This is a genomic window from Actinomyces oris, from assembly GCF_001937665.1.
GTDB classification, from domain to species: domain Bacteria; phylum Actinomycetota; class Actinomycetes; order Actinomycetales; family Actinomycetaceae; genus Actinomyces; species Actinomyces stomatis.
Map to the genome: position 1 here is coordinate 16,013 of NZ_MSKL01000021.1, position 22,859 is coordinate 38,871.

Here is a 22,859-nt window from a genome sequence, read left to right on the forward strand (position 1 = left end):
ACCGATTCGTTGCGGTGATACCGTACATGGTGGCTGTAGCTCAGTCGGCAGAGCGCCTGGTTGTGGTCCAGGAGGTCGCGGGTTCAAACCCCGTCAGCCACCCCACTGATCGCGGATCGTCCCGCGCCCAATACTTTTCCCATCCAGGCGGCAAGTGATGCCGCCGTCATCCGTAGCGCAGGCGTGCGGCGGACAGCGAAGGCTTCAGCCGTTTTCCTGCGCCCCTGAGTAACAAGCAACCCACTCACTCCGGCGCTCCTGCCGGCGGAGCATGTGCTCGATGCTCTGAAAATCCATCTTCGAGAAAGTCCCTCCCATGCAACGCCGCGACTTCCTGCTCTCTCTGGCCGCCGGAACCGCCGGATGCCTCAGCGCCTGCAACACCACACAGCCGGCAGCTCGTTCCACCTCACCGGCCTCATCCTCAGCGCAGAGCTCACCCCCGGCCTCAAGGACCCCCTCCCCCACACCCTCACCGACGCCGTCGCTCAGCCCGCTCCATCTTCAGGACGGGCCGCCTCCGCTACCCGCCCCCAGTCCGGCTGACTCCCTCATCACCGGCCTGCCGGAGAACGTCGGCAACGTCGTCGCGATCACCATCGACGACGGCGTCGACTCCTCAGTCGTGGAGGCCTACCTGGATTTCGCCAAGGACTCGGGAGTCCGTCTGACCTTCTTCGTCACAGGTTGCTATCCGAGCTGGACCGACAACCGGGACAAGATGAAGCCCCTGGTGGAATCGGGACAGGTTCAGCTGGCCAACCACACCTGGACGCACCCCGACCTGACGACACTGTCAGAGGGCGAGATCATCGATGAGCTCACCCAGTGCGAGAACCTGCTGCGCAACACCTATGGTGTTACCGGGGCACCCTTCATCCGGCCTCCCTACGGCGGCCGCAGCTCCTTCACCGACTCGGTCTGCGCCAAAGCGGGCTACACGACCACGACCATGTGGTACGGCTCCTTCGGAGACTCCGGGCAACTCACGCCGGAGGTACTTCTCGGTGAGGCGCAGAAGTGGCTGCTCGCGCAACACATCGTCATCGGTCACGCGAACTTCCCCACCGTCACTCACGTCTACGGCCAGATCATCGATATCCTGCGTCAGCGCTCCCTGCAGACAGCCACACTCGACGACGTCTACTTCGGCCCCGGGCACAATCGTCACGTCTGAGGGCGCTCAAGCGCACGAGGGCCCCTGGACGACCTCCTGATCCTCGTAGCACGGCCGCGTCCGAGCGGAGCCGATCTCCGGGGTCCGCGGGAGGTAGGCGATCTCGCAACGGCCTTCGAGCTGCTCGTCGAAGGTGCCGATCCAGTCGTCGCCGATGACGAAGACATCAATGCCGTACTCATCGACGTCCCGGCTCTTCTGCCCCCAGGTCTGCTCGGGAACGACCAGGTCGACATAGCGAACGGCCTCAAGCATGGCCTTGCGCTGCTCATAGGAGAAGTAGGCGCGCTTCCCCTTGGAGGCACTGAACTCATCGGTCGATAGAGCGACAATGAGATAGTCGCCCATCGCCTTGGCCCGGCGCAGCAGCTCGATGTGCCCGTAGTGGAGCAGGTCGAAGGAGCCGTAGGTGATGACGCGTTTCATTGGGATTGTCCTCATGGTTAGGGCCACCGTTTTTTGTATGAATCACACAAGAACCGATCGCATTGTCGTTGGTTGCGCGTATGGCAGTTGAACGCGCTCGCCGCTAAGTCTAGGCACCAAGCGATCCCCAAAAATCCTTTGTTACCCCTCTGAAGCAGGCTTTCAACTATGTCGGCCGTCACCCCCTATCACTTAACCCAATGAATGCGCGAAACCGCCGCCCCACGCCTCACCCCGGGCCGCCACAAGCTGAGGCCATCATGTGACAGAACCCCAGCATTCCGCGGTATCGCAACGATTACAAGCGGTTTCGGCACCGTCACAATAAACCCTGAACATCACAGTCTGATTGCAGACAAGCCAATCATGACGACTATCGCTTTTCCGACTCTTCAACACAACTACCGTTATAAGAAAACGAGTAAAGAAGGCCACCTCAGGCCTTTCCCGTCCTAGAAGACCGGAGGTCACCAGTGGTAGCAGTAGCTCCTGCCCGCACCCTCCCCCGCCCTTCCTGCACCACCTCACGCATCCCTTCCGTGGCCGCTTCGATGCCCGACCTCCCTTCCGATTTCTCGGCAGTGACCCGAGACATAGCCTCCTGGGCTCTATGGCTCTTCCTGGCAACCCTCATCAGAACATTCTTATCAACGCATCGAATTCTTTATCCGCGCATGCTCCTGATAGGATTCGCGGCCGCAACGCTCATTCAAATGACCGCCTGGTGCGTGACACGGTATTACTGGCCGTGGGCCTCCACGCGGGTCATGCCGTTCATCATCGTGGCAGGCACCGGGTTCGCTCTGGGTTCCTGCTTCCTCGACCTCACGACGGAGGTCCATCTCCTGCCGTGGACCGCCGGCCTCGCCGGGTCGGCCATCGCCATGGCCGACCAGTGGCGGCGTCGGCTGAGATGGCGGGTTCAGGCACGGCGGGCTCTGGAGCCGGTCTCATGAGGACCCTGCTCCTGGGCGGCCTCGTCGTGACGGCAGTCGTCTCCGCCTCCTTGACTGCGGCTGTCATTCCGCTTCTGAAGAGAGCTCGCGTCATTGACGTACCCGAGGACAGGTCCCTCCACCGGTTTCCTGTTCCTCGCGGTGGCGGACTCGCCATCGTCCTGGCCGCCTCACTCGCCACCTGGACATCCATCCTCGTCGCGGCGCACCAGCAAGGCACTGCTCACACGGTGATCAGGCTCGATGTCGCGCTCATGGGTCTGGCGACCGTGCTCACCTTCGCACTGCTCGGACTGATCGAGGACCTGTTCTCCGTGTCTGTCCGGACTCGCCTGGTTCTTCAGCTCGCCCTGGGTGCAGGACTCGGCCTGGTGGTACACAGCGCCTTCGAGGTCCCACTGTGGTGGACCCCGGCGATCTGTGTGGGCACTGCCGCCCTGGTCAACGCCACGAACTTCATGGACGGCGCCAACGGCCTGGCCTGCAGCCACGCCCTGATGACCTCACTGTGGTACGTCCAGGTGGCGATCGTGGCTCCGGTTCCCGGCCTGGGGCTCATCATGATATCGGTGGCCGGCGCGTGCCTCGGCTTCCTGCCCTTCAATACGCCCCACGCCAAGGTGTTCCTGGGCGACTCCGGCTCCTACGCCCTGGGCGGTGCCTGGGCCTTCGCCGTCACGGCCTGCCTCGCCCAGGGCGTGGCCGTGGAGGCTGCAGTCGCCCCCGTCCTCGTGCTTCTGGCGGATACCGGCTACACCCTGTGGATGCGGGTGAGAGCAGGCCAGTGCTGGTATGAGCCGCACCGGCTTCATGTCTACCAGCGCCTGGTCTGTGCCGGATGGCCGCACTGGGCCTCGGCTCTTCTGGTGACCCTGGCCGCGGCGTCGTGCTCCGCCCTGGCGGCAGGCAGTCTTCTCAGCCGCAGTCGGCTCTGGATACCCCAGGTCGCCATGGCGGCAGTCCTGATCCTCTACTTGCGGATGCCCTCCATCATCGGAGCGCCCAATCCCTTCCCCACCCTCCGAAGGGCGAGGTGAGGACATGCGCATCCTTCTTCTCAGCCACTACTGGGCACCGGAGGTCGGCGCTGCTCAACACCGTTGGAGCCGACTGGCCGAGGCGCTGATCTCACGTGGCCACGAGCTGGCGGTGTTGGCGCCGGCTCCCCACTACCCAGGAGGTCGTCTCCTGCAAGGAGGTGGGGCGCACATGGCCGGCTCGATCAGGCGAGACGTCACCGGAGCCATGGTGCATCGCACGATCTTCCGCCCCTACAGCAGCGGCGTGTGCGGGCGCGGTATCGATCAGATGGTCGCGGCGGCCGACTCCGTGCGCCTGGGGGTGGAGCGCTTCCGGGGAGCGAACCGACCCGACGTCATCCTCGGCTCGGTTCCCGGGCTCCCCACCCTTCCTGCAGCGCTCGCCGTCGGCAGGGTCCTACGCCGTCCGGTCGTGGTGGAGCTGCGAGACGCCTGGCCCGATGTGCTCCTGTCAGTCGCGCAGTGGTCCTCGCCTCCCGCCTGCTCATCGGCCATCACGCAGGCCCACCGAGCCCGCAGGCTGGACATCGTCAGCCGAGGTGCACGCACCCTTCTGCCACCCCTCATCACTCGCCTGGAGCGGGAGGCCACGGCTGTGGTGACGACGACGGACTCCTTCGCGCAGGTCCTGCGCTCCCGCGGGGTACGCCGCGTGGTGACGGTGCGCAACACCGGCTCCACGATGCAGGCAGGCCGGCCTTCTGCCGGCCGACGCCGTTCAGACGGCGTCCTGAACGTGCTGTACCTGGGGACGGTGGGGCGCGCCCAGGGACTGGGCTTCGCGGTCAGGGCCGCGCACATCGCCCAGCAGAGCGGTACCCCGGTGGTACTGCGGATCGTCGGCGACGGCGCGCAGCTCCAGGAGGTCGCCGCCTTGGCCCGCAGACTCGGGGCCCCCGTGGAGATACACCCTCCTGTGCCCTGGACCGAGGTGGACCAGCACTACGCCTGGGCTGATACGGCCCTGGTGAGCCTGCAGAACTGGCCGGCCATGTCTGTGACGGTCCCGTCCAAGCTCTACGAGATCATGTCCACCGGACTGCACGTGTGCGCCTCGGTCGACGGTGAGGCTCGGCGCATCGTGGAGGACGCCGGCTGCGGCGACGTCACTGCCCCGCAGGACCCGCAGGCCCTGGCATCCCTGTGGAGGGCTCTGGCTGCTGACCGCAGCCGTCTGGACGTGGTGGGTGGACGGCGTTGGCTGGCGGACCACGCCAACGCCGAGACCATGACGGACCGCTACGAGTCCCTCCTGAGGCAGGTTGTCGGTGACTGACATCCAGATCCTGAGGAACCTGATGCTGCTGGGCACCTCCGCCACCCGGCAGCTGGTCGAGGATCCTGCGCTCCTGGTCCTGCAGGGGGCGCGTCGACTGTCTGAGCCCTGGCGCGGTCGGAGCGCTCGGTTGCTCGGCATCGGGGCGGGTGATCACGAGGTGCGCCGAGCACTGTCGGCATTCATCGCCGACAGGCCGGACACAGCCGGCGACGCGCTGAGTCGGGCGGTACCACGGTCCGCCGCCGGCCGCCGGCTCGCCGCCGAGATGGCGATCCATCTCGGTTCCGCAGAGCGCAGGCATATTGATGCCGAGGGTCTGAGCCCCTCGGTGCGTGCGCGGGACCTGTGGTCCCGGGGACACCTGAGCACTGCGCTGAGCACATTGGAGGGGGCGCCCGGCTCCAGGGCGCTGTGGGCCCGTCTGCGTTCCCAGCTCGCCATGATGAGCCCGGGCTTCCACCTCCCCCGTTTCTCTCCCTCACCCGGCTGGACGGCTCCTGACCCGACTGAGCCGCTCCGGGTCCTTCACGTACTGACCAGTTCGCTGCCCCACACTCAGTCCGGCTACACCGTGCGCTCTCACGCGCTCCTGCGGGCGCAGTCCAGCGCCGGCATCGATGTGCGTGCGGTGACACGCATCGGTTACCCCGTGATCATCGGCAGGCCTGCGGCTCAGGCCAGCGACGTCGTCGACGGAGTCACTTACCGGCGGCTTCTTCCTGCGCGGTCACAGGCCTCCCCGATAGCCCGGCTCACACAGATGAGCCGCCTGCTGGCGCGGGAGGTGGAGGCCTTCTCCCCCCACGTGCTGCACACGACCACCAACTACGTCAACGCCCTGGTCACCCAGGCTGTGGCCCGCTCCTACGGTCTGCCCTGGGTCTATGAGATGCGAGGGGTGCTGGAGTGCACCTGGGTGGCCTCCAGGCCGCCGAGCCAGCAGGCCGAGGCGCTGAGCTCTGAGCGCTTCACGCTGCTACGGGCCAAGGAGGCCGAGATGGCCCGGCAGGCCGACGCCGTTGTCGTCCTCTCACGGGTCCAGGCCGAGGACCTCACGGCCCGGGATGTCGACTCCAGCCGGATCACGGTCGTTCCCAACGCCGTGGACCAGGAGGTCCTCGAGGCCACCAGGCTGTCGCCGGCGGATGCGCGCCGACGGCTGGGACTGCCCCGCAGCGGCCTGTGGGTGGGGAGCGTCTCCTCCCTGGTGGGCTATGAGGGATTCGGCGTGCTTCTGCGGGCCGTGGCGCGCTGCCGCACTCGGGGGGTCGATGTCCGGTGCGCCGTGGTGGGCGACGGCGTCAGCCGTCCCGAGCTGGTGGCCCTGGCCGGAGAGCTGGGGCTGGAGAAGCCGGTGTGCGTCCTTCCCGGACGGGTGGACCGCGCAACGGCCCTGGACTGGTACCAGGCCCTGGACGTCTTCTGCGTGCCGAGACTGGATACACCGGTATGTCGGCTGGTGACACCCCTCAAGCCGATGACGGCGATGGCGCTGGGCCGGCCGGTCGTGGCCTCCGACCTTCCCGCGCTCAGCGAGCTCACCGCCTCAGCGGCGAATCGGTCCTTTCCCGCCGGTGACGTCGAGGCGCTCAGCCGAGTGCTGACCCGGCTGGCCGTTGGAGAGCCCCTGCCCTCCGCGTTTCACACGCCGCCCACCTGGAGTGGCAACGCAGTCCGTCAGGCCGAGATCTACGAGGAGCTGGTATGAGCAGGTCGTCCTGGACCCCGTGGCCCGACGGGCAGCCGTTCTGGGGTGGCAGCTCCGAGGTCAGCGTCAGCGTCGTCGAACTCAGCGAGCTGTATCCGGTGGGCCGGCGCCCACCGCTGGTGGCCTACATCCGCCAGCTCTGGCAACGGCGGCATTTCATCTGGGCCGACGCCCGGGCCAAGGCCCTGGGTTCTCAGCGTGGCACCTTCCTGGGAAACGCATGGCTCATCGCCAAACCGATGCTCAATGCGATGGTCTACTTCGTCGTCTTCGGGCTGCTTCTGCAGACGAGCCGCGGTATTGACAACTTCATCGGCTACCTCATCATCGGTGTCACGTTCTTCCCGCCGCTGCAGCGGTCAGTGACCGGCGGTAGCCAGGTGATCATCGCCGGGAGGAACCTCATCCGGGGGTTCTCCTTCCCGCGGGCCGCCCTGCCCGCGTCGTACACGATTCGTAACGCGATCGACCTGGTCCCACCGATGATCGCCGTCCTCGTCCTCGTGGTGGTTCTTCCTCCTCACGCCTGGCCGAGCTGGCACTGGGTCCTCATCCTCCCGGTCCTGGCGCTTCAGGTGCTTCTGAGCCTGGGGCTGGCACTGGCCACCTCCCGTATCACCACGACGATTCCGGACATGCGGAATATCTGGCCCTTCCTGACGCAGTTCTGGTTCTACGCCTCGGGAGTCTTCTTCTCCTACGAACGTTTCATTGATCACCCGGTGATGCTGCGGGCCATGGATCTCAATCCCGGATACCTCATCATCACGATGTATCGGGACGCGATCCTGTACCAACGCGTCCCACAGGCTCACATGTGGCTCATTCTCAGTGCCTGGTCACTGGGGCTGACCGTGGTTTCCTTCGTGTTCTTCTGGGAGAAGGAGGAGGTCTACGGTGTCGAACGCTGAGACCGGACCGAAGAATGAGCCAGCGGCCCTCCAAGCGGATGAGCCGGGAGACACGACGACGCCTTCCCCCATCGTCACGATGGCACCGGATGCCGACTCGCGTCCCGCTGTCATGACCGCGGACGACGGTCACGAGGCCGGCATCGGCACCGCCACCGTTGTCGTCGACGACATTCGGGTGAGCTACCGGGCGCCCTCCACTGACGCCGAGGATCTGCGAGCAGCGTCCATGGCGCACAAGATCTTCCTGGGGCTGACGGGGCAGAGGCCGAAAGTGAGGATCGATGCCCTCAAGGGGATCTCGTTCGTGGCACACGCCGGGGAATCGATCGGCATCCTGGGGCGCAACGGTGCCGGGAAGTCCACGCTGCTTCGTATCATTGGCGGCCTGGAGACGCCGACCTCGGGAACAGTGAGCGCCCGTTCCAATCCGGTACTCCTGGGCGTCAATGCGGCCCTCGTCCCAGACCTTTCCGGCGAGCGCAATGTGCGCCTGGGCTGTCTGGCCATGGGGCTGAGTCCTCGACAGATCGAGGAGATCATTCCCGAGGTGATCGAGCTGGCCGGGATCGGGAAGGCCATCCACCGCCCGATGAAGACCTATTCCTCAGGAATGGCCTCACGTCTTCGGTTCGCGATCGCCGCCGCGGCGAACCCGGACATTCTCCTCATCGACGAGGCCCTGTCCACCGGTGATGCCGCGTTCAAGGAGCGCAGTGAGAACAAGATGACCGAGCTGCGGCGCGCAGCCGGAACGGTGTTCATCGTCAACCATGCCGCGCAGGTGGTCGAGGAGATGTGCACCCGGGCGCTGTGGCTCATGGACGGCGAGCTCATCGGAGATGGCCCGGGTCCCCAGATCGCCCATGACTACCGATGGTGGTCCTGGAACATCGCCAAGGACAAACCGGACAAGGCCGCCAAGATTCTGGCCGAGTGCCAGGAGAAGTGGAAACCGGCAGAAGTGCGGCTCCAACGCTCGGAGAGCCGCACACTGCCCTACCGACACGCTCGAGGAGTATGACCATGCGCAGTGAGGAAGGCGCCATGACAGCAGGACGAATCACGGTCTACGGCTCTTGTGTGGCCAGGGACGTGGCCAGTGAGATGGAGCAGCGGGGTTGGAGCGTGGAGCGTTACATCGCCCGTCAGTCCCTCATCAGTGCGGGGCGCCCGGCCGACGTCGGCGATCTTGATCTGTCCTTGCTGAGATCGTCCTTCGCCCGTCGTTCCTTCCTGTCCGACATGGTGGGCAATCTGGAGGCGCAGCTGACGGCCGTCGCCTCATACACCGATCTGCTGCTGTGGGACCTGACCGACGAGCGCCTCGGCGTCCTGGAGACGGCCCCCGGGACGTTCCTGACACGTTCGACGGAAGCGCTGACGGCCGGCCTCTACGAGGGGCTTCCCGCCAGGTTCCTCGAGCTGGGGACGGCGGAGCACCTGCATCTGTGGCGGCCTGCCCTGTTGCGTTTCCACAGTCTCCTGGAACGGCTCGACCTGGCGAGCAAGACGATCCTCATCAACGTCCCCTGGGCGACGAGGACCACCTCGGGCACGTCAACCGTCCCGAGCTGGGGACAGACGGCCATGGAGGCCAACTGGGTCATGACCCGCTATGTCGACCTCGTCTACCAGGAGACCGACCTGCGGATCCTACAGGTGCCCGATGAGCTCGTCGTGGCCGACGACGCGCACCGCTGGGGGTCCGCCCCCTTCCACTACGCCGGGTCCCTGTACTCATGGATCGCCGACGAGCTGGAGATCGCTCTGGCACCACGCAGCCTCGCCCCGACGCTCTGAGCTCCGCATCGTGCAGCAGGGCAGGTCGGCGTCGGGCCCGTACGGGTCCTCACCCGCTTCAGCGACGACGCCGCAGCAGCCCCTGGAGGCTCATCGTCCTGGCCGGGCGCGTCTGACCCAGCCGTGGTCGGCGGGGCCACAGGGGGATGCGGGGGACGTCTCCGCCGGAGTAGCGCTGCACCGCCTCAGCCCCGGTGAGGATCCAGCCGACGTCGGTCCCGGCGTAGCGAAGAGGATCCGCCTGCCGGCTGGGAGACTCGACGGTGCACAGCTCCATGACCTCGCCGTCGCGCACCACCGCCACCTCGGGGCATCCTTTCCACAGCAGGAGGCGGGCACGGTCCCGGGCACGGAGGTTCCCCCAGGGGCTGCGGATGATCTGATCGGAGTCGAGGCGCTGCGCCAGCTCACGCATCTCCGCCGCGTGCGCCTCCCCCAGTCCCGGTGGAGCGGTGGGCATCCGACCCGCGTCGACGACTCCGAAGTACCAGCCGAGGTCGTACAGGATCGTCTGCTGAGCCCAGGGCTCACCACCGGCGGCATCGAGAAGGGCGTGGTAGCGCGTGCGCATCTGAGCGACGTAGCGGCCCGGCCGCAACCAGGCGGTCTGGACCGCGGAGTCGCCTGAGACCCGCTTGTCATAGTGGTAGACGGCCTCGGGCACGTAGACGATACGGCCCCCGCCGGTTCGGATGCGTCCCAGGTAGAGCGCGTCCTCGAAGGTGGGCGCCTCGCGGCCCTCGGGGAACCGGGCCGCGAGCGCCCGATCGGCCCGGATGAGGCACTCGTGGACGGAGAGCTGGATGGCTTGCGGCTGACGGGCGGCATCGGCCCGAGCAGTCCCGCTCTGGAAACGGAAGTCGAGGGGGTGGGCCGTCTCAGCACCGTCCTGGTGGATGAGGGTGCGGCCGGCCAGGAGGAAGTCGCCGCGGCGCCTGGCGCCCAGGAGCCGGGTGAGGAAGTCGGGGGCGAGCCAGTCATCGGGGTCGGGAAAGCCGATCCACTGCCCGTGGGCGCGTCCCATTCCAACGTTTCGGGCGCGGCCCTGTCCCCCGTTGTCCGTCTCGACGATCTCGACGTCGAGGTCTGTTCGCCGCGCCCAGGTTCGGCAGACCCTCGGTGAGTCGTCGCAGGCCCCGTCCAGGACGAGCACGATCTGGAGGCGGTTGTGCGGGTGGTCCTGGGCGTCGAGCGAGCTCAGGAAGCGGGGCAGGTAAGGGGCCACGCCGTAGACGGGGGTGACGAGGCTGACCAGGGGCGGGCGGCGGCGCAGCCGTGGGCCCCTCGGCACCGGGGCCCGCATCAGATCAGGTCGCGTCGAAGCATCGCGGTGAGGCGGGCGCAGGCTCCGGCGTCGAGCAGGATGAGGTCCTCGGGGGCGGTGACTCGGCCGACGATGACGTCCTCCACCGCCTGATGCACCTGCGCGGAGGTGTCCATGCCGATGGCTCCGATGGCCTCGTGACGGGCGCGGTAGCGGTCCGTGTCCGGACGTCCGCGGGGATCCCAGACGATGCCGACGCAGCCGGCGATCATGCCCTCGTCGAGGACGGATGACCGGTCCGAGACGACCGCCCAGGAGCGGACCAGGTTCTCGGGCAGGTCGCGGCCGGTGACGGCGGGCACGCCCAACGCCCTGAACCACTCGGGCGCGTGGAGCACCAGCTTGGGATGGGCGAACAGGACGGTGCGATGGCCGGCCTGGGTCAGGCCGGTGGCCAGCTCGAGCCAGGGCCGGTAGAGCGTGTTGAGGAGTCCGACGGCGTCGGGGTCGCTCTCCAGGGCGCGTGAGACCTCCGGGTCCCAGGTGGGGGCCAGCAGGATGCTGTCACGCTCGCGCCCCAGAAGGCTGTAGAGGTGGTCGTGGCGGGGGAAGCCGGTGCGCCAGACCTCTCGGTCGGTGAGGGTGTAGGAGGTGTGGTCCGCCGTCAGTCCGGCCTGCTCGGCGGCGGTGGCGCACACGACGACATCCAGGCGGGCGCCGTTGAACCAGCGCCACATGTCGCGCATGGTCACACCGTGCTGAAGGAAGACGAGGCGCTGGTCGGGGCCGACGCCTGAACCGGTGAGGCGGTCCTTGATGAGGGGGTCACCGATGTCGGACAGGAGGATGGTCTCGGCACCGCTCCAGGCGGCATCGAATCCCGGACCGGTCGGGTCCAGGAGGACGAAGCCGTCCTGCGCGAGGCGTTCCCAGTCCGGGCAGCTGCGTTCGATGACGAAGATGTGCCGGACGCTGGGAGCGTGGGTGCGGGCATAGCGGTACAGCGGCTCGGCGTTGTCGCCGGCGCTGTTGTGGCGGTCCATGTAGAGCCAGGTGCGGGGCCAGTCGGAGGGGGACGAGGCGGTGTACGGCGAGGGCGCTGAGGAGGACACCGCGGAGGACGCGTCCGGAGCCGAGGACGTGCGGTCGGCCTGCCGGTTCTCCTGCGTGCCGCTGGGGCTGAGGAACCGGGCCAGGCGCCGGCGCAGCCCGAATGAGGACGCTCCCTGACTGCGTTGACCGGGGATCGTCTCAGGCGGTCTGGGGTTGCCCCGGTAGGGGGCCACCGGGAGCTCATGACCGTCGATGACGGCGGTGATCCTCCCCTTGGGCAGCCAGACGATGCGCTCGTGGAGTACCACGTCGTCGAAGTAGCGGTGATCGACTGTCTTGGCACTGGTCGGCTGGGCCCAGGCGCCGTCCACCTTCCACTGCTCCTGGGGCATGTCGCCGGTGTAGAAGTAGGTGGCCTTCTGATCACTGCGGAACCTGCGTCCCAACGGCAGGATGGGGGCGGGCATGGGGCCTGCGGTCATGGCGACCAGGGCGGTGCGACGTCCCACGGCCAGCGGCGTGGAGCAGTACGCCTCGATCTGGGAGGCGGGGACGCGTCGGGTGACGGCGCGCAGAAGCTGGGCCACCTCGGCGCGCTCGGCGGCCGTGAGCCCGGCCGAGGGGTAGCGCAGTCCGCGGTCGGCGTCGGTGACCTGGATGAGGCGGTGAATGATGAGCTGATGGACCCAGGCGGGTGGGGGGCAGTCGACCTGCAGCCACGCCGGCAGCACGGTACCCAGCAGGTGGCGGTAGTGGTCGATCCCTCCCCAGGGGCCGGGGGGCTTGGGGGCGTGGCGGATGACGGCCGGGCCGTCGTGGAGGCCCGCCCGGTTGCCGGTGGCCACGATGTGGGCGATGAGCCCGCTCAGGCCGATGCTCTCGTCATCACCGGCGACACCGTCAGCACCGTCGACGCCGTGAAGGGGTCCCGATCCGCCCCAGTGCTGCAGACCGTGGCGGGGGATGGTGAGTACCACTCCGCTCATGGTGTCGGGGAAGATGTGGGGCTCGACGGTCAGGTCAGTGGTGCGGCTGCCGTGCTTGAATCGCCATTGCAGCCGCTCGTCCCGGGTACCGTCGGGGCGGATGGTCACGGTCGGGGTGAGCACGACGGTCTCGCCGGGGCCGCACTGAGCCAATGAGGCGAGATATCCGGGCTCGACCCGGTCTCCCGCTCTGAGGAACAGGACCCGGGTCCCTGCGGCCAGGGGGCGGAGGATCTGGTCCAGAGCCGCCGGATCAGGGCACCCGATGGGGACGATCCCGCCTTCGGGCGAGTCCTGGTGAAGAGAGTCAAGCGTGTCCTGACCACCTGCGGAACCGATGATGATGACGTGCAAGGTCTCGGTGCTGCGGGCGTTCATGAGGTGGGCATCTCCATTTCGTGGGGCGGTCCCCAATGACTAATGGTGGACGTAGCCAGTACCTCTGCGTCGGAGATGTCCCAGGTGTGTCCGAAAGTCGTCCCACGTCGCTGGACGAACCCGAATCGGGAGGCCGAGTAGATACGGGCCCCGACACGTACGCAGTCATTGAGGAAACCGGTGTCCTCACCGGTGGTCGTCTCAGGAAAAGTGATATCTCGCACCAGGTCCGTACGAGCCACCAGAGTCGGTCCGGAGACGAAAGTCGTATAGCGGTGCTCCCAGTCGGCGAAGCGCAGCACCGTCAGGTCCGGGCCCGTCAGGTGCAGGTAGTGGGCGTGCTTGCCGACGACGTCGGCACGGGCGTAGTCGGCCGCCGCGAGAGACTCGAAGAGGTAGTGATCGCCGTAGAGGTCGTCGTCGTCCATCTTGGCGATGTAGTCGGCCTCGACCCGCGAGAGCATGAGGTTGTAGCAGGCTCCTAAAGGAGTGCTGGCCTCAGCGGTGAGCCAGTCGATCTCAAGGCCCAGCTCGCGGGCGCGGACCTTATTGCTGGATTGGGCGGTGAAGCCGTGGGTGAGGATGACCGGCGCCATCGTCACCTGCTGCTGGCCGGCCAGGGTCTGCAGGACGTGGTCGATCTGCTCGGGTCGGATGGTGGACACCAGGGGTGCGACGGTGGGCCGGCGTCGGGCCCGCTCGCCCATGCCGACGGCTCGCAGCACGCTCTCCACTCGGTGGCTGTAGGTGTGATGGCCCCAGATTTCACGTTGTGCCAGGTAGGTCATGTGATCCCCGAGGATCGGGTTGGTCACGAGCGCGCGCACGGTGTGCCCGGCCTGAGCCCGGTCAGTGACCTTGGCCAGGGTGCCTGCGGGCAGAAGGCGGTCAGTGGCCGGCGTCGGGGTGCTCACCACGGGAGTGCCGCAGGCCAGGACCTCGATGACGCGGCGCGGAAGCATGGACGGGCTGTCCACCACGGAGCTGACGTTGAGGAAGACGGCGTAGGCGCGGTAGGCGGAGAGCATCTGGGGGTAGGTGAGACTGCCTCGCACACACGAGTCCCAGGGAGGCGGGAACTGGTAGGTGTCGTCGCCGTCGAGGTACCGGGAGAAGATGTCCAGCCCGTGGGGCAGTCGAGCCGAGACGTCGAGGGCGCCGCCCAGGACGACCTCCATCTGCTCGCGCCGCTCGGGGTACTTGTGAGCGAAGTAGGTTCCGGCGAAGGCGACATCCCTCCGTGGGGCGGGGCGGCCCGTATCGTCCAGCAGGCGGATCGGGTTGTGGATCGCGGGCTGGGCGGCGAAGGGCAGGACCCCGATGCGATCATGCCCCAGGTCTCGCCGGAAGCGCTCCACCATCGCCTCATCGGTGGTGAAGACCCAGTCGAAGAGGCGGGCGGTCTCAATGGCCTCGTCGTAGTGGGCGGGATCCTCCTTGTTCCAAAAGACCGTCGGCACTCCTCGGCCCCGCAGTGCGGTGACCATGTCCCTCAGGTGACCCGAGGGCCCCTGAGAGCCGATGACCTGGAAGCGCCAGGCGTCGTCGTTGCCGTGCCAGGCGGACTCCACGAAGAGCAGGTCGATGGGGGTCTGCTCGACCTGCTCGCGCCAGCCGGTGGGGGTCAGGGGCACGGAGCGCCACTCGTAGCACAGGGCGAGCGCCGAGAACTCATCAGCGATCACCCCGACGGTCACGTCGTGACGCGGCCCGGTCTCCTGCGGTGAGGGCAGGGGCCAGTCCGGCAGGAGCATCCGGCCCCGTCTCCTGGAGGCCCACCGGCGGGGACGTACCCAGGCGGTGGTCCGACGACGGCGCAGGTGCTCACGCAGCCCTGCCGGCCCCGAGCGGCGCAGGTGCCACAGGGCGCGCCGCAGCTCGGGGGCCGTCCGAGGCGTCATGCGGGCACCCCTCGCGAGGCCGCACGCCTGCGCCGTCTCCTCCTGGACGCCGCCTTCCCCTTGGGGCGCCGAAGGAGCGCTTCGGGGCCGAGCACCGCCTCCAGGGTGTCCCGCAGTGAACGCTCGTTGTGCTCCTTGACGTCGAAGTCTCCGTGGGCGAGGTGGGGCTCGGCCAGTGCCGTGCGGATCGCCTGAGCGATGTCCTGGGGTGAGGTCCCGCTCAGAACCCCGTATCCGAGGGAGACCAGCTCCCGGTTGCCCGGAAGGTTGGAGGCCACGACCCCGGTTCCCAGCGTCATCGCCTCCAGCAGGGTGACCGGCTGCCCCTCGTGCAAGGAGGGCAGGACGAACAGGTCGGCTCCGTCAAGGACCGGGAACGGGTTGTCCATCTGTCCCAGCATCACGACGTGCCCGGACAGGCCCAGGGAGTCGATCCTGGCCCGCAGCGTCCCTTCGAGCACCCCGGATCCGATGATCGCCAGGCCGATACTCAGGCCTGGAGCGCCGCCGACCTCGGAGCCGTCCTGCTTGCGCAGAAGGGCGACCGCCTCGATCAGAGCGGCCTGGTTCTTCTCCATCGACATCCGCCCCATGGTGGCAAGGACGATGTCGTGCTCGTTCTTCAGCGCGGTGAAGGCATCGGGGGCGGGCGCCTGCGCCCCGAGGCGGACCCGCTCGACGTCGAGGAGGTTGCGGGCCGAGAGCTGGCGCTGGGAGAGGTCAATGCCCAACCCGGCCAGTCCGGTACGGTTGTGGCGGGCCAGTCCCGGACTGACGGCGACGACGGCGTCGACATCGCCGTAGAGGGTGAAGACGCGCTTGAGGCCCGGGTACTTGTCCCGGTACTCGTTGTCCATCTGGTTGTGCTGGTAGCAGGAGGTGCGGGATCCGCGACGCCCCCAGGCCGCGATGAGCGACACCCAGGTCTCGGCGTAGCCGTCGTACTCGATGGCGGCGTCGGGCACGAAGTCCCCCAGGATGCGACGCGTCTCGCGCTCGTAGTACGCCCAGTAGGAGTCCCAGAAGCTCTGCGAGGTGTAGGCCTCGGGGTGGTGGGCGAAGTCGTTGACGCAGGAGCGTTCGTGAATCCGCCAGGGAGCCGCCCCGGGCTTGCAGATGACGTGGACATGGCGGGGCAGGCGTCGGAAGATCTCCTGACGGTCCTCGTTGTCACGCAGAACGGAGGGCTCAACGATGAGGTTGACCGAGTAGAGCGCCGGATCGAGTGCCTCCAGGAGGGCCAGGAGGGCTGAGGCGATCCCGTTGGGGATCATGGAGGCGTGGAACAGGAGTGTCCGGCGCTTGCGGGCGCCGTCGCCGACCGCGGGGTCGAGTGCGTGGTCCCTGATGATCGCCCGCTGTCCGTGGTCGAGGTCGTCGTCGAAGAAGAATCGGGCCAGGCGAGCAGAGGCCCGTCCGTCCTCGTAGGGACAGTACCGGGCGAGAGCCTCCTGGGGCGCGATCCCCTCCCCGGCCAGGGCACGCCCGATGGCTGAGGCCAGCTCGCCGCGGTCGTAGCAGGCCAGCCCGGGGACCTCCGCGGGATCGAGGTACAGGCCCCGCTCGGCCCGGTACTCCTCGATGTCGTGCATGTAGAGCACGATGGGGCGCTTCTGGGGCAGGAAGTCGAAGAGGATCGAGGAGTAGTCGGTCACCAGGACGTCGACCGCGGCCAACAGCTCGTTGGTGTCGATGTCCTTGGGCACGACGCTCACCGGCAGATTGACGCCGGCCAGCAGCTTCTCGGAGAGGCGGTGGGCCCGATAGACCACGAGCACGTCGTCACGGGAGGCCATGGCGGTCAGGTCGGCGACCAGGGCCTCGCGGTCCAGCTCCCGCTTGCTGACTCCGCCGCGCCAGGTGGGGGCGAACAGAACCAGACGGCGCTCGTCCCCCTCGGCCATGCCCAGGCGGCCTCGAAGCGCCTTGCGGTCCTCGTGGCTCATCGTCAGCGAGGTGTCCAAACGAGGGGATCCGGTGATGATGGTGCGGCCCCGGTAGACGTCACGCAGATCATGGTCCTCGATGAGGGCCCATCGGGTGAGCTCATTGGGAGCCATGAGCGTGGTGCTCAGCTGGAAGTTGCGCTGCAGGTTCTCGTAGTCGAGCAGACCGCCCCGCATGGACCGCCCCAGGGTCTTGAAGGGGGTGCCGTGCCAGGTGTTGAGGTAGCGCTGCTCGCGACGGCGCACGAAGTAGGGGGCGAAGGAGACGTTGTTGACGAGGTACCCGGCGGTGGCGAGGTACTGCATGTACTCGGAGCTGTGCAACGGGACGAAGACGACGTTGCGACGGCCCAGCAGATCAGGCGGGATAGCACCCAGGTCGTTGACGGCCCACACGTGGAGCAGGTCGGAGTACTCCGGCCGGTCCACCATCCAACGGAAGATGGCCAGGGGGTGGCAGCCGATCGAGGCGCCGTGGTTGGACTCCCACAGCACCAGGTGGGGGCTGACGGGAAGAACCTCCAGGGCCTCGGCGTAGCGGATGTTGCGGGCGGCTCCCGGGGTTCGCCCATAGGCCCGCGGGTCCAGCCCGTCCTTGCAGCCGAACTCCTCGGCCTGCTCGAGGATCTCGCAGGCGAGCTCCACCTGCCCGGCGTCCTGGGCCAGCTGGGCCAGGACCAGGCGGTGGTTCCGGTCCCCCTTGAGAACCAGAGGGAGAACACGGCGGATGGACTGAGCCGCCGTACGCGCCGCGGCGGGCGGGATCTCCATGCCGGTGCCGGGATCGTCCGTACCGCCATGGGACCTGAGAGCCTCGTGAAGCCCCAGCATGATGTCGCCGATGGTGGACTCGACAAGATCCTCCGGCCGTTGCCGAGGCGGGGGCGTGATCTTGGCGCGAACCAGGTCGAGGAAGTCCGAGCTGGCCCGCTGCTTCGATACCGACGCCAGCCCGCGTGGGGACGGTCCCAGGTAGGACCAGAAGGAGGCCAGAGCCTCGTCATGGTGTCCCAGTCTTGCCAGACAGACCCCACGGCGATAGTTCCACCAGCTGCGTGCGGGCTTCTTGAGCGTCCGCAGGGCCTCCTGGTAGGAGCGCTCCGCGGTGAGGAGGTCGCCAATGCGCTCCGAGGCGAGTCCCAGCTTGTAGAGGGTGTGCCCGTTCCCCGTGTCCAGCGAGGCGGCCAGGGCGTACTGCCCTTGTGCTCGCTCGTACTCACGCAGACGGTCAAGGCAGTAGGCCAGCTCGTAGGCCAGCTCCACCCTGGACAGTCCCTCTCCCGGATAGAGCTCGAAGAGCTCGGATGCCAGTCTCCAGTCTCCCCGGGAGCAGGCGAACTGGGCCGGTCCTTTGCTGCAGGCCTTTCCTCCGGCCGCCTCGCAGGCGGCGGCGAAGCTGGCCGAGGCGCGAGCCCGATCACCGTCGCGGTGGGCTATGACCCCCTGCTCGAAGAGCTCCTGCGCACTGAGCCGATCAACACTGGCCAAAGCATCCAGGGTGCACCTGGCCGGCCCGTTCAGGCCCAGGTGGAGCTGAGTCTGAAGGAGCTTGCGCAGCCAGGCGGCGTCATTCTCGTGCTCGGGCAGACCGGAGAGCAGAACCTCCAGGCGCTGCCACTGCGGGGTGCTCGCGGGCAGGCAGGCGAGCAGGTTCTCCGAGTAGCGGCGGTCTCGCACCCCTGAGGAGAGGGCACGCGAGAAGAAGACGGAGGCCCCTTCAGGATCATCCTGCCGTTTGAGGAGGCAGCCGGCGCGGTAGAAGGCCTCTCCGCAGGCGGGGTCGTGGTCGGCCACCTCGGTGTAGGTTCTCAGGGCGGCCTCGAACCGCTCCTGACGCTCGGCGATGACCCCTAGACGCAGCCGGGTCGCAGTATCGTGGGCGCCCTCGGAGAGCTTTTCATACAGGCGCCTGGCCTCCGCCAGGTTGCCGTCTTCATACTCCTTAGCGGCGGCGTAGCGCACCAACCTGGACGCGGCCGGCAACTGCAAACGGCCGGAAACGGCGCGCCCCATCTTCCTGAGGACAGCATCCTTGGACATGATAATCGCCTTTATTACAGCACGAACGTTCTACGGATTAAAATCTTCGCTTAATGGCGCGCCACGCAACGGGAATCAATCCGGTTTCCATCTCGGACGTCCGCTTCAACCCGCCCGGCATCCCGCCTCACAACACACCCATCAACTCAGGCGCATATCACTTTTGATCTGAGTCGTCGAGACCTCTGGAGTCCGAGGAAGGTAGACCACCTCGCACAGCCCTTCGAGCTGATCGTCGAACTCGCCAGTCCAGTCGTCACCCATGACGAAGACATCAATACCATATCTGGCGACATCCTCGGTCTTCTGCCCCCAGGTCAGCTCAGGCACCACAAGATCGACATACCGAATGGCCTCGAGCATCACCTTGCGCTCCTCGTAGGAGAAATACGCCTGCTTACCCTTTCCGGCATTGAACTCATCACTGGACAGCGCCACCATCAGAAAGTCCCCAAGCGCTCGCGCACGCTTCAGCAACGCAATATGACCATAGTGGAGCAGGTCATATGTGCCATAGGTAATCACGCGCTTCATGGGGTCACTTCCTGGTCGGACGTCCGAAGTTCGCCCGCGCCAACACTCCGGACAAACCGTCGTGAGTATTACCCACTTTCGAACTGAAACTGAAGATGTCACAGAATCGATGCCATACCGATATGCCGCCGAAACACGTGATGTTCACAGTCGACTCTCACAGAGAGGCCTGTCCCACTTTCCCCGAGCGCCTCACATTCTCACAACAATTCTTCTTTCCAGTATTTTGAGAGATGTGACTCATCCGGTCTTCCAGTCACCTATCAGTCCAGGAAATGAGTGATCCATCCACGGATCCACACGAGGTTGTCCAGGATCGGTACGGGATCGACATCTGGCGGTGTGCAGTGCCTCTCGGTGGTGTCGCTGTCGCTGAGGATCCGCTGCAGGTGGGAAGCGAGCCCATCGTGGTCGACAGCGATGGGCAGCCCCGATTCGAGGGGCCAGTCGCCGTACAGGCCCCTCTCGACGTCGCGATAGGAGGACAGGTCGGGTACGTAGGCCACTGCCGGCTTCCCAGTGAGAGCGAAGTCGAAGAAGATGCTCGAGTAGTCCGACACCAGGACGTCGGCCGCCACCATGAGCTCCTCGACACTCGGGTACCCGCTGACATCGACCGTCCCCGGGACACGGCCGGTCCGGTTCATGTGGTGGCTGCGCATGAGGACCACCGCGCCGAGACGATCAGCCAGAGACGCCCCGTCCAGAGCCCCCAGAGCCCCCAGAGGCCCGCGCCCGCTCACGGAGCCGCCTCCGGACTCACCCTTCGAAGGACGCAGGCTCTCACGCCAGGTCGGTGCGTAGAGGATGACCGGCTGCTTCTGACCGATTCCGAGCTCGTGGCGCACCCGCCGCCTCACCTGAGAGCCTCCGATCATCCTCACGTTTCGGGGGTACTCCCCCACCCGGACCTGCCCGTGGTACCCCAGAGCCTGCTGCAAACGCCGGCCGGCTTCCGGATTCTGGGCGAGCAGCAGATCCCACTGGGGGACCTGGCGGGTCATGAGGCGCCGGTATCTCAGGGTGACGGCTCTCGGGGCGTCGTGCAGCAGCTTCTTGATCGGAGTGCCGTGCCAGGTCTGGAGCAGATGCTGGCCCTCACGCTTGGAGAACCAGGAGGGCAGGTGGTCGTTGGTGACGATGACACGTGAGGTGCGCAGCGCCTCCACCCATTCCTGTGATCCGACGACGACGGGGCGGGCGCCCGACGGCACCGGAACCGTGCCATCGACGACCGACCACCACAGGGGCGCGGTGACGCCGTGGGCCGCCAGGTCCTCGCATATCGCGGCCGGGTTGTCTCCCCCGCTGCGCCCGCCGAAGGACTCCAGGAAGACTCCCGCCCTCAAGGCATTGGCCTCACGTTCAATGAGGAGCCGATGGCCCCGTCGTGAGCGCTCATGAGGTGTCAGCGGGGGGATAACGGCTACGGCCACGGTGCCGTCCCGCCGGGTGATGATCCGCGCGCGGCGTGCGGGGCGCACGCAGTCCACTGAAAAGGCGGCACCATCGGGCACCACCGCGGAGCCGGTGGGCGCCGGGGCGATGGGGACCTCGATGGCGGGTCCGTCAACCCACTCCCCTGCCAGACAGCTCCCCTCAATGCGGCGGTCGGGCTCGTCCCGCGAGGCGGCACTCCAACCCACCGGGCAGGTCCCCAGCTCGGCGCGGGGGTCGACCAGGTCAATACTCGCCGACCACCCGCCGCCCGGCACCAGGACGGCGGGCACCGCCATCGAGCCGCCACTTCCGGCGCTGCCACCGAGGACAATATCCAGCCTCGCCGGGGCCCCCGTCACCGTTCCGCTCAGCACCAGCGTTGCGTCGATGTCCTGACGCGCGGCGAGCAGCACGACGTCAATCGGACCACTGGGCAGCAGCGCACTCCCCCGGCTTCCGCTGTCCACCGCAGCGACCTGGAGCAACCCCCGTCGACCGCGCACCGCCAGGCGCTGCCCGGACTCCGGCGGCGCCAGCCGCCACCTGCTGGAGCCGGCCGGTTGCGGCATCCATGCCCACACCCTTCGCCCCGCGACGCAGGTCACCACCCGAAACCACGCGGAGCGTCCCGGTTCGAGACGCAGACGCACCACGATCCCCGAGGAGAGGTAGGAGCGCCACGGGTCGCCGGCCTCCAAGTCGGCTCGGGGCGCCTCGCAGCGGTCCACCTCGGCGCGGCCTCGAACTTCTCCTGACTCGTCGACCACCTCAACGGTCGGGAGATCGGTCAGGCTCGGGTCCACTCCCCAGACCCAGGCGCAGCCGCGTACCTCCAGGGTCCTGGGCCCCACCCAGCGCGCTGTGTCGACGCCGACGTGCAGTCGCAGATCAACGTCTCGGACCTCGGTAAGCCGGTGGGGTACCGCGATCTGTTCCAGGAAGCGCTGCTCGGGACGCAGAGCCCCCGTCTCGTGGGTCAGGGGAAGGTGGCTCAGGTCCTGGCGCCAGCCGATCAGCTCCTCAAGCTCCGCGGCGTTGAGTGGCCCGTCTTGGATGAGGAGCCACAGCACGAGTCGATCGAGCAGCTCGGTCGACTCCCACACAGAGTCCTCTGCATCAGCCAGCGCCCTCCTCGCGGTGCGGCGGAGCCTACCGACGAAGTCAGGCCCCTCCCGGTGAGCCCGCTCAGCCAGACGAGCAAGAGTCCGATTCAGGCGCTCGGCGACCAGACGCTGACGCACCGCCTCCGGGGCGTGGGCAACCAGTTGCACCATGGCGTCCACCTCCGCCAGGAGGGCGCCGGGATCGGCGTCCGCGCCGGGACCACGAGCCGCCGATCCGGCGCGCCAGGTGTAGACCTCCTCATCCAGCACGTCAATGCGGGTCGCGGTAAGAAGCACCGCGAGGGTTCTGGCGGGGAGAGGCATCACAGGGCTACGGAGCGCACTGAGCCCTCGTGGCAGGGTCCACAGCCTTCGACGGGCCATGACGGCACCGGCCACAAGCTCCTCAACCGCCTCGGGCACCTCGGCCAGCGGCTCCGCGAGGCGAGGCGCGCGGGGCGGCCCCGTCCTCGGCCCGGCCCCGGTTACCGGTGTCAAGGACCGCGAGCGCGCAACGACGACGTCGGAGCCCGACCGCTCCAGGCACTGAATCATCGACTGGCAGGCACCGGCGATGAGTCCGTCCCCGCCGTCGACAATGGTGACCAGTCGCCCTCGCGCTCGCTTCAGGGCGGTCTCCAGGTCGCCGCCCCGATCACAGGGCACGACCCGGATACGCCGGTCCCTGGCGGACAGGCGAGTCGCCACCTGCTCACCGGTGCTCTGCGCGTCGGCCTTCGGCCCGACGACGACCAGGACCTCCACGTCCTTGAAGGTCTGGTTGAGCACGGATCGGATGGCCCCTTCCAGGTGAGGGCCGGCCTCCGACGCCCGGACGATGACGCTGAGTCGGGGCCGGTGCACGCCGCGCAGAGCCGCACCGATGAGACGTCTGAGACGCCGACCGCCCATGT

15 protein-coding genes and 1 tRNA gene are annotated in these 22,859 nt (G+C 67.4%); 9 read left to right on the forward strand and 7 right to left on the reverse strand.

Features of this window, described 5'->3' with window-relative positions; translation table 11 throughout:
- Positions 1-29: 29 nt before the first annotated feature.
- Together BKH28_RS08480 and BKH28_RS08485 are read left to right on the forward strand one after the other, a co-directional pair.
- Positions 30-105, forward strand: a tRNA-His gene (locus BKH28_RS08480).
- A 211-nt stretch (positions 106-316) separates the two neighbouring features.
- Positions 317-1,177, forward strand: a complete 861-nt coding sequence (locus tag BKH28_RS08485) for a polysaccharide deacetylase family protein (protein WP_075418394.1) — start codon at positions 317-319, stop codon at positions 1,175-1,177.
- A gap of 6 nt (positions 1,178-1,183) precedes the next feature.
- Here the strand turns inward: BKH28_RS08485 and tagD (BKH28_RS08490) are convergent, their stop codons facing one another.
- Positions 1,184-1,603, reverse strand: a complete 420-nt coding sequence (gene tagD / locus BKH28_RS08490) for a glycerol-3-phosphate cytidylyltransferase (RefSeq protein WP_075418395.1) — start codon at positions 1,601-1,603, stop codon at positions 1,184-1,186.
- Between the two features lie 728 nt (positions 1,604-2,331).
- Between tagD (BKH28_RS08490) and BKH28_RS13815 the strand changes: the two genes are divergently transcribed.
- Genes BKH28_RS13815 through BKH28_RS08525 form a run of 7 tightly spaced genes read left to right on the forward strand, consistent with a single transcriptional unit; the run spans position 2,332 to position 9,300 of the window.
- Complete coding sequence (locus BKH28_RS13815; protein WP_256695556.1) at positions 2,332-2,559, forward strand: hypothetical protein; 228 nt, start codon at positions 2,332-2,334, stop codon at positions 2,557-2,559.
- A complete protein-coding gene (locus BKH28_RS08500) occupies positions 2,556-3,596 on the forward strand; it encodes a glycosyltransferase family 4 protein (protein ID WP_075418397.1) in 1,041 nt (346 codons plus the stop codon). Before BKH28_RS13815 ends, BKH28_RS08500 begins: the two co-directional genes overlap by 4 nt.
- A 4-nt stretch (positions 3,597-3,600) precedes the next feature.
- Positions 3,601-4,875 carry a glycosyltransferase family 4 protein gene (locus tag BKH28_RS08505; RefSeq protein WP_075418398.1) on the forward strand — a complete coding sequence of 425 codons (1,275 nt, stop codon included), beginning with the start codon at positions 3,601-3,603 and terminating at the stop codon, positions 4,873-4,875.
- A complete protein-coding gene (locus BKH28_RS08510) occupies positions 4,868-6,586 on the forward strand; it encodes a glycosyltransferase family 4 protein (protein WP_143224108.1) in 1,719 nt (572 codons plus the stop codon). Before BKH28_RS08505 ends, BKH28_RS08510 begins: the two co-directional genes overlap by 8 nt.
- Positions 6,583-7,497 carry an ABC transporter permease gene (locus BKH28_RS08515; protein WP_075418399.1) on the forward strand — a complete coding sequence of 305 codons (915 nt, stop codon included), beginning with the start codon at positions 6,583-6,585 and terminating at the stop codon, positions 7,495-7,497. Before BKH28_RS08510 ends, BKH28_RS08515 begins: the two co-directional genes overlap by 4 nt.
- Positions 7,484-8,521: an ABC transporter ATP-binding protein gene (locus BKH28_RS08520; protein ID WP_075418400.1), complete on the forward strand. Its 1,038-nt coding sequence runs from the start codon at positions 7,484-7,486 to the stop codon at positions 8,519-8,521. Before BKH28_RS08515 ends, BKH28_RS08520 begins: the two co-directional genes overlap by 14 nt.
- A 2-nt stretch (positions 8,522-8,523) precedes the next feature.
- On the forward strand, positions 8,524-9,300 hold the full coding sequence (locus tag BKH28_RS08525; RefSeq protein WP_075418401.1) for a DUF6270 domain-containing protein: 777 nt from the start codon (positions 8,524-8,526) through the stop codon (positions 9,298-9,300).
- A gap of 58 nt (positions 9,301-9,358) precedes the next feature.
- On the opposite strand, the gene BKH28_RS08530 is transcribed toward BKH28_RS08525, so the two are convergent.
- The 6 genes from BKH28_RS08530 to BKH28_RS08555 form a co-directional block, all read right to left on the reverse strand.
- A complete protein-coding gene (locus tag BKH28_RS08530; RefSeq protein WP_256695557.1) occupies positions 9,359-10,591 on the reverse strand; it encodes a glycosyltransferase family 2 protein in 1,233 nt (410 codons plus the stop codon).
- Positions 10,592-10,602: 11 nt separating this feature from the next.
- Complete coding sequence (locus tag BKH28_RS08535) at positions 10,603-12,981, reverse strand: hypothetical protein (protein ID WP_075418403.1); 2,379 nt, start codon at positions 12,979-12,981, stop codon at positions 10,603-10,605.
- Positions 12,978-14,882, reverse strand: a complete 1,905-nt coding sequence (locus BKH28_RS08540; RefSeq protein WP_075418404.1) for a glycosyltransferase family protein — start codon at positions 14,880-14,882, stop codon at positions 12,978-12,980. Before BKH28_RS08540 ends, BKH28_RS08535 begins: the two co-directional genes overlap by 4 nt.
- Entirely contained in the window at positions 14,879-18,868 is a 3,990-nt protein-coding gene (locus tag BKH28_RS08545; RefSeq protein ID WP_075418405.1) for a CDP-glycerol glycerophosphotransferase family protein, read from the reverse strand. Before BKH28_RS08545 ends, BKH28_RS08540 begins: the two co-directional genes overlap by 4 nt.
- Positions 18,869-19,009: 141 nt before the next feature.
- Positions 19,010-19,402 carry a glycerol-3-phosphate cytidylyltransferase gene (gene tagD / locus BKH28_RS08550; RefSeq protein WP_075418406.1) on the reverse strand — a complete coding sequence of 131 codons (393 nt, stop codon included), beginning with the start codon at positions 19,400-19,402 and terminating at the stop codon, positions 19,010-19,012.
- Positions 19,403-19,665: 263 nt separating this feature from the next.
- The gene (locus BKH28_RS08555; protein ID WP_075418407.1) at positions 19,666-22,857 is read right to left on the reverse strand and encodes a bifunctional glycosyltransferase/CDP-glycerol:glycerophosphate glycerophosphotransferase; all 3,192 of its coding nucleotides are present in this window, start codon (positions 22,855-22,857) and stop codon (positions 19,666-19,668) included.
- Positions 22,858-22,859 lie beyond the last annotated feature (2 nt).

Bases quoted from the DNA above. Each gene is read 5' to 3' on its own strand.
- BKH28_RS08555 (WP_075418407.1), bottom strand. From the start codon at position 22,857: ATGGGCGGTCGGCGTCTCAGACGTCTCATCGGTGCGGCTCTGCGCGGC.
- BKH28_RS08505 (WP_075418398.1), top strand. From the start codon at position 3,601: ATGCGCATCCTTCTTCTCAGCCACTACTGGGCACCGGAGGTCGGCGCT.
- BKH28_RS08485 (WP_075418394.1), top strand. From the start codon at position 317: ATGCAACGCCGCGACTTCCTGCTCTCTCTGGCCGCCGGAACCGCCGGA.
- BKH28_RS08515 (WP_075418399.1), top strand. From the start codon at position 6,583: ATGAGCAGGTCGTCCTGGACCCCGTGGCCCGACGGGCAGCCGTTCTGG.
- BKH28_RS08540 (WP_075418404.1), bottom strand. From the start codon at position 14,882: ATGACGCCTCGGACGGCCCCCGAGCTGCGGCGCGCCCTGTGGCACCTG.
- BKH28_RS08500 (WP_075418397.1), top strand. From the start codon at position 2,556: ATGAGGACCCTGCTCCTGGGCGGCCTCGTCGTGACGGCAGTCGTCTCC.
- tagD (WP_075418395.1), bottom strand. From the start codon at position 1,603: ATGAAACGCGTCATCACCTACGGCTCCTTCGACCTGCTCCACTACGGG.
- BKH28_RS08525 (WP_075418401.1), top strand. From the start codon at position 8,524: ATGCGCAGTGAGGAAGGCGCCATGACAGCAGGACGAATCACGGTCTAC.
- tagD (WP_075418406.1), bottom strand. From the start codon at position 19,402: ATGAAGCGCGTGATTACCTATGGCACATATGACCTGCTCCACTATGGT.
- BKH28_RS08545 (WP_075418405.1), bottom strand. From the start codon at position 18,868: ATGTCCAAGGATGCTGTCCTCAGGAAGATGGGGCGCGCCGTTTCCGGC.
- BKH28_RS08535 (WP_075418403.1), bottom strand. From the start codon at position 12,981: ATGAACGCCCGCAGCACCGAGACCTTGCACGTCATCATCATCGGTTCC.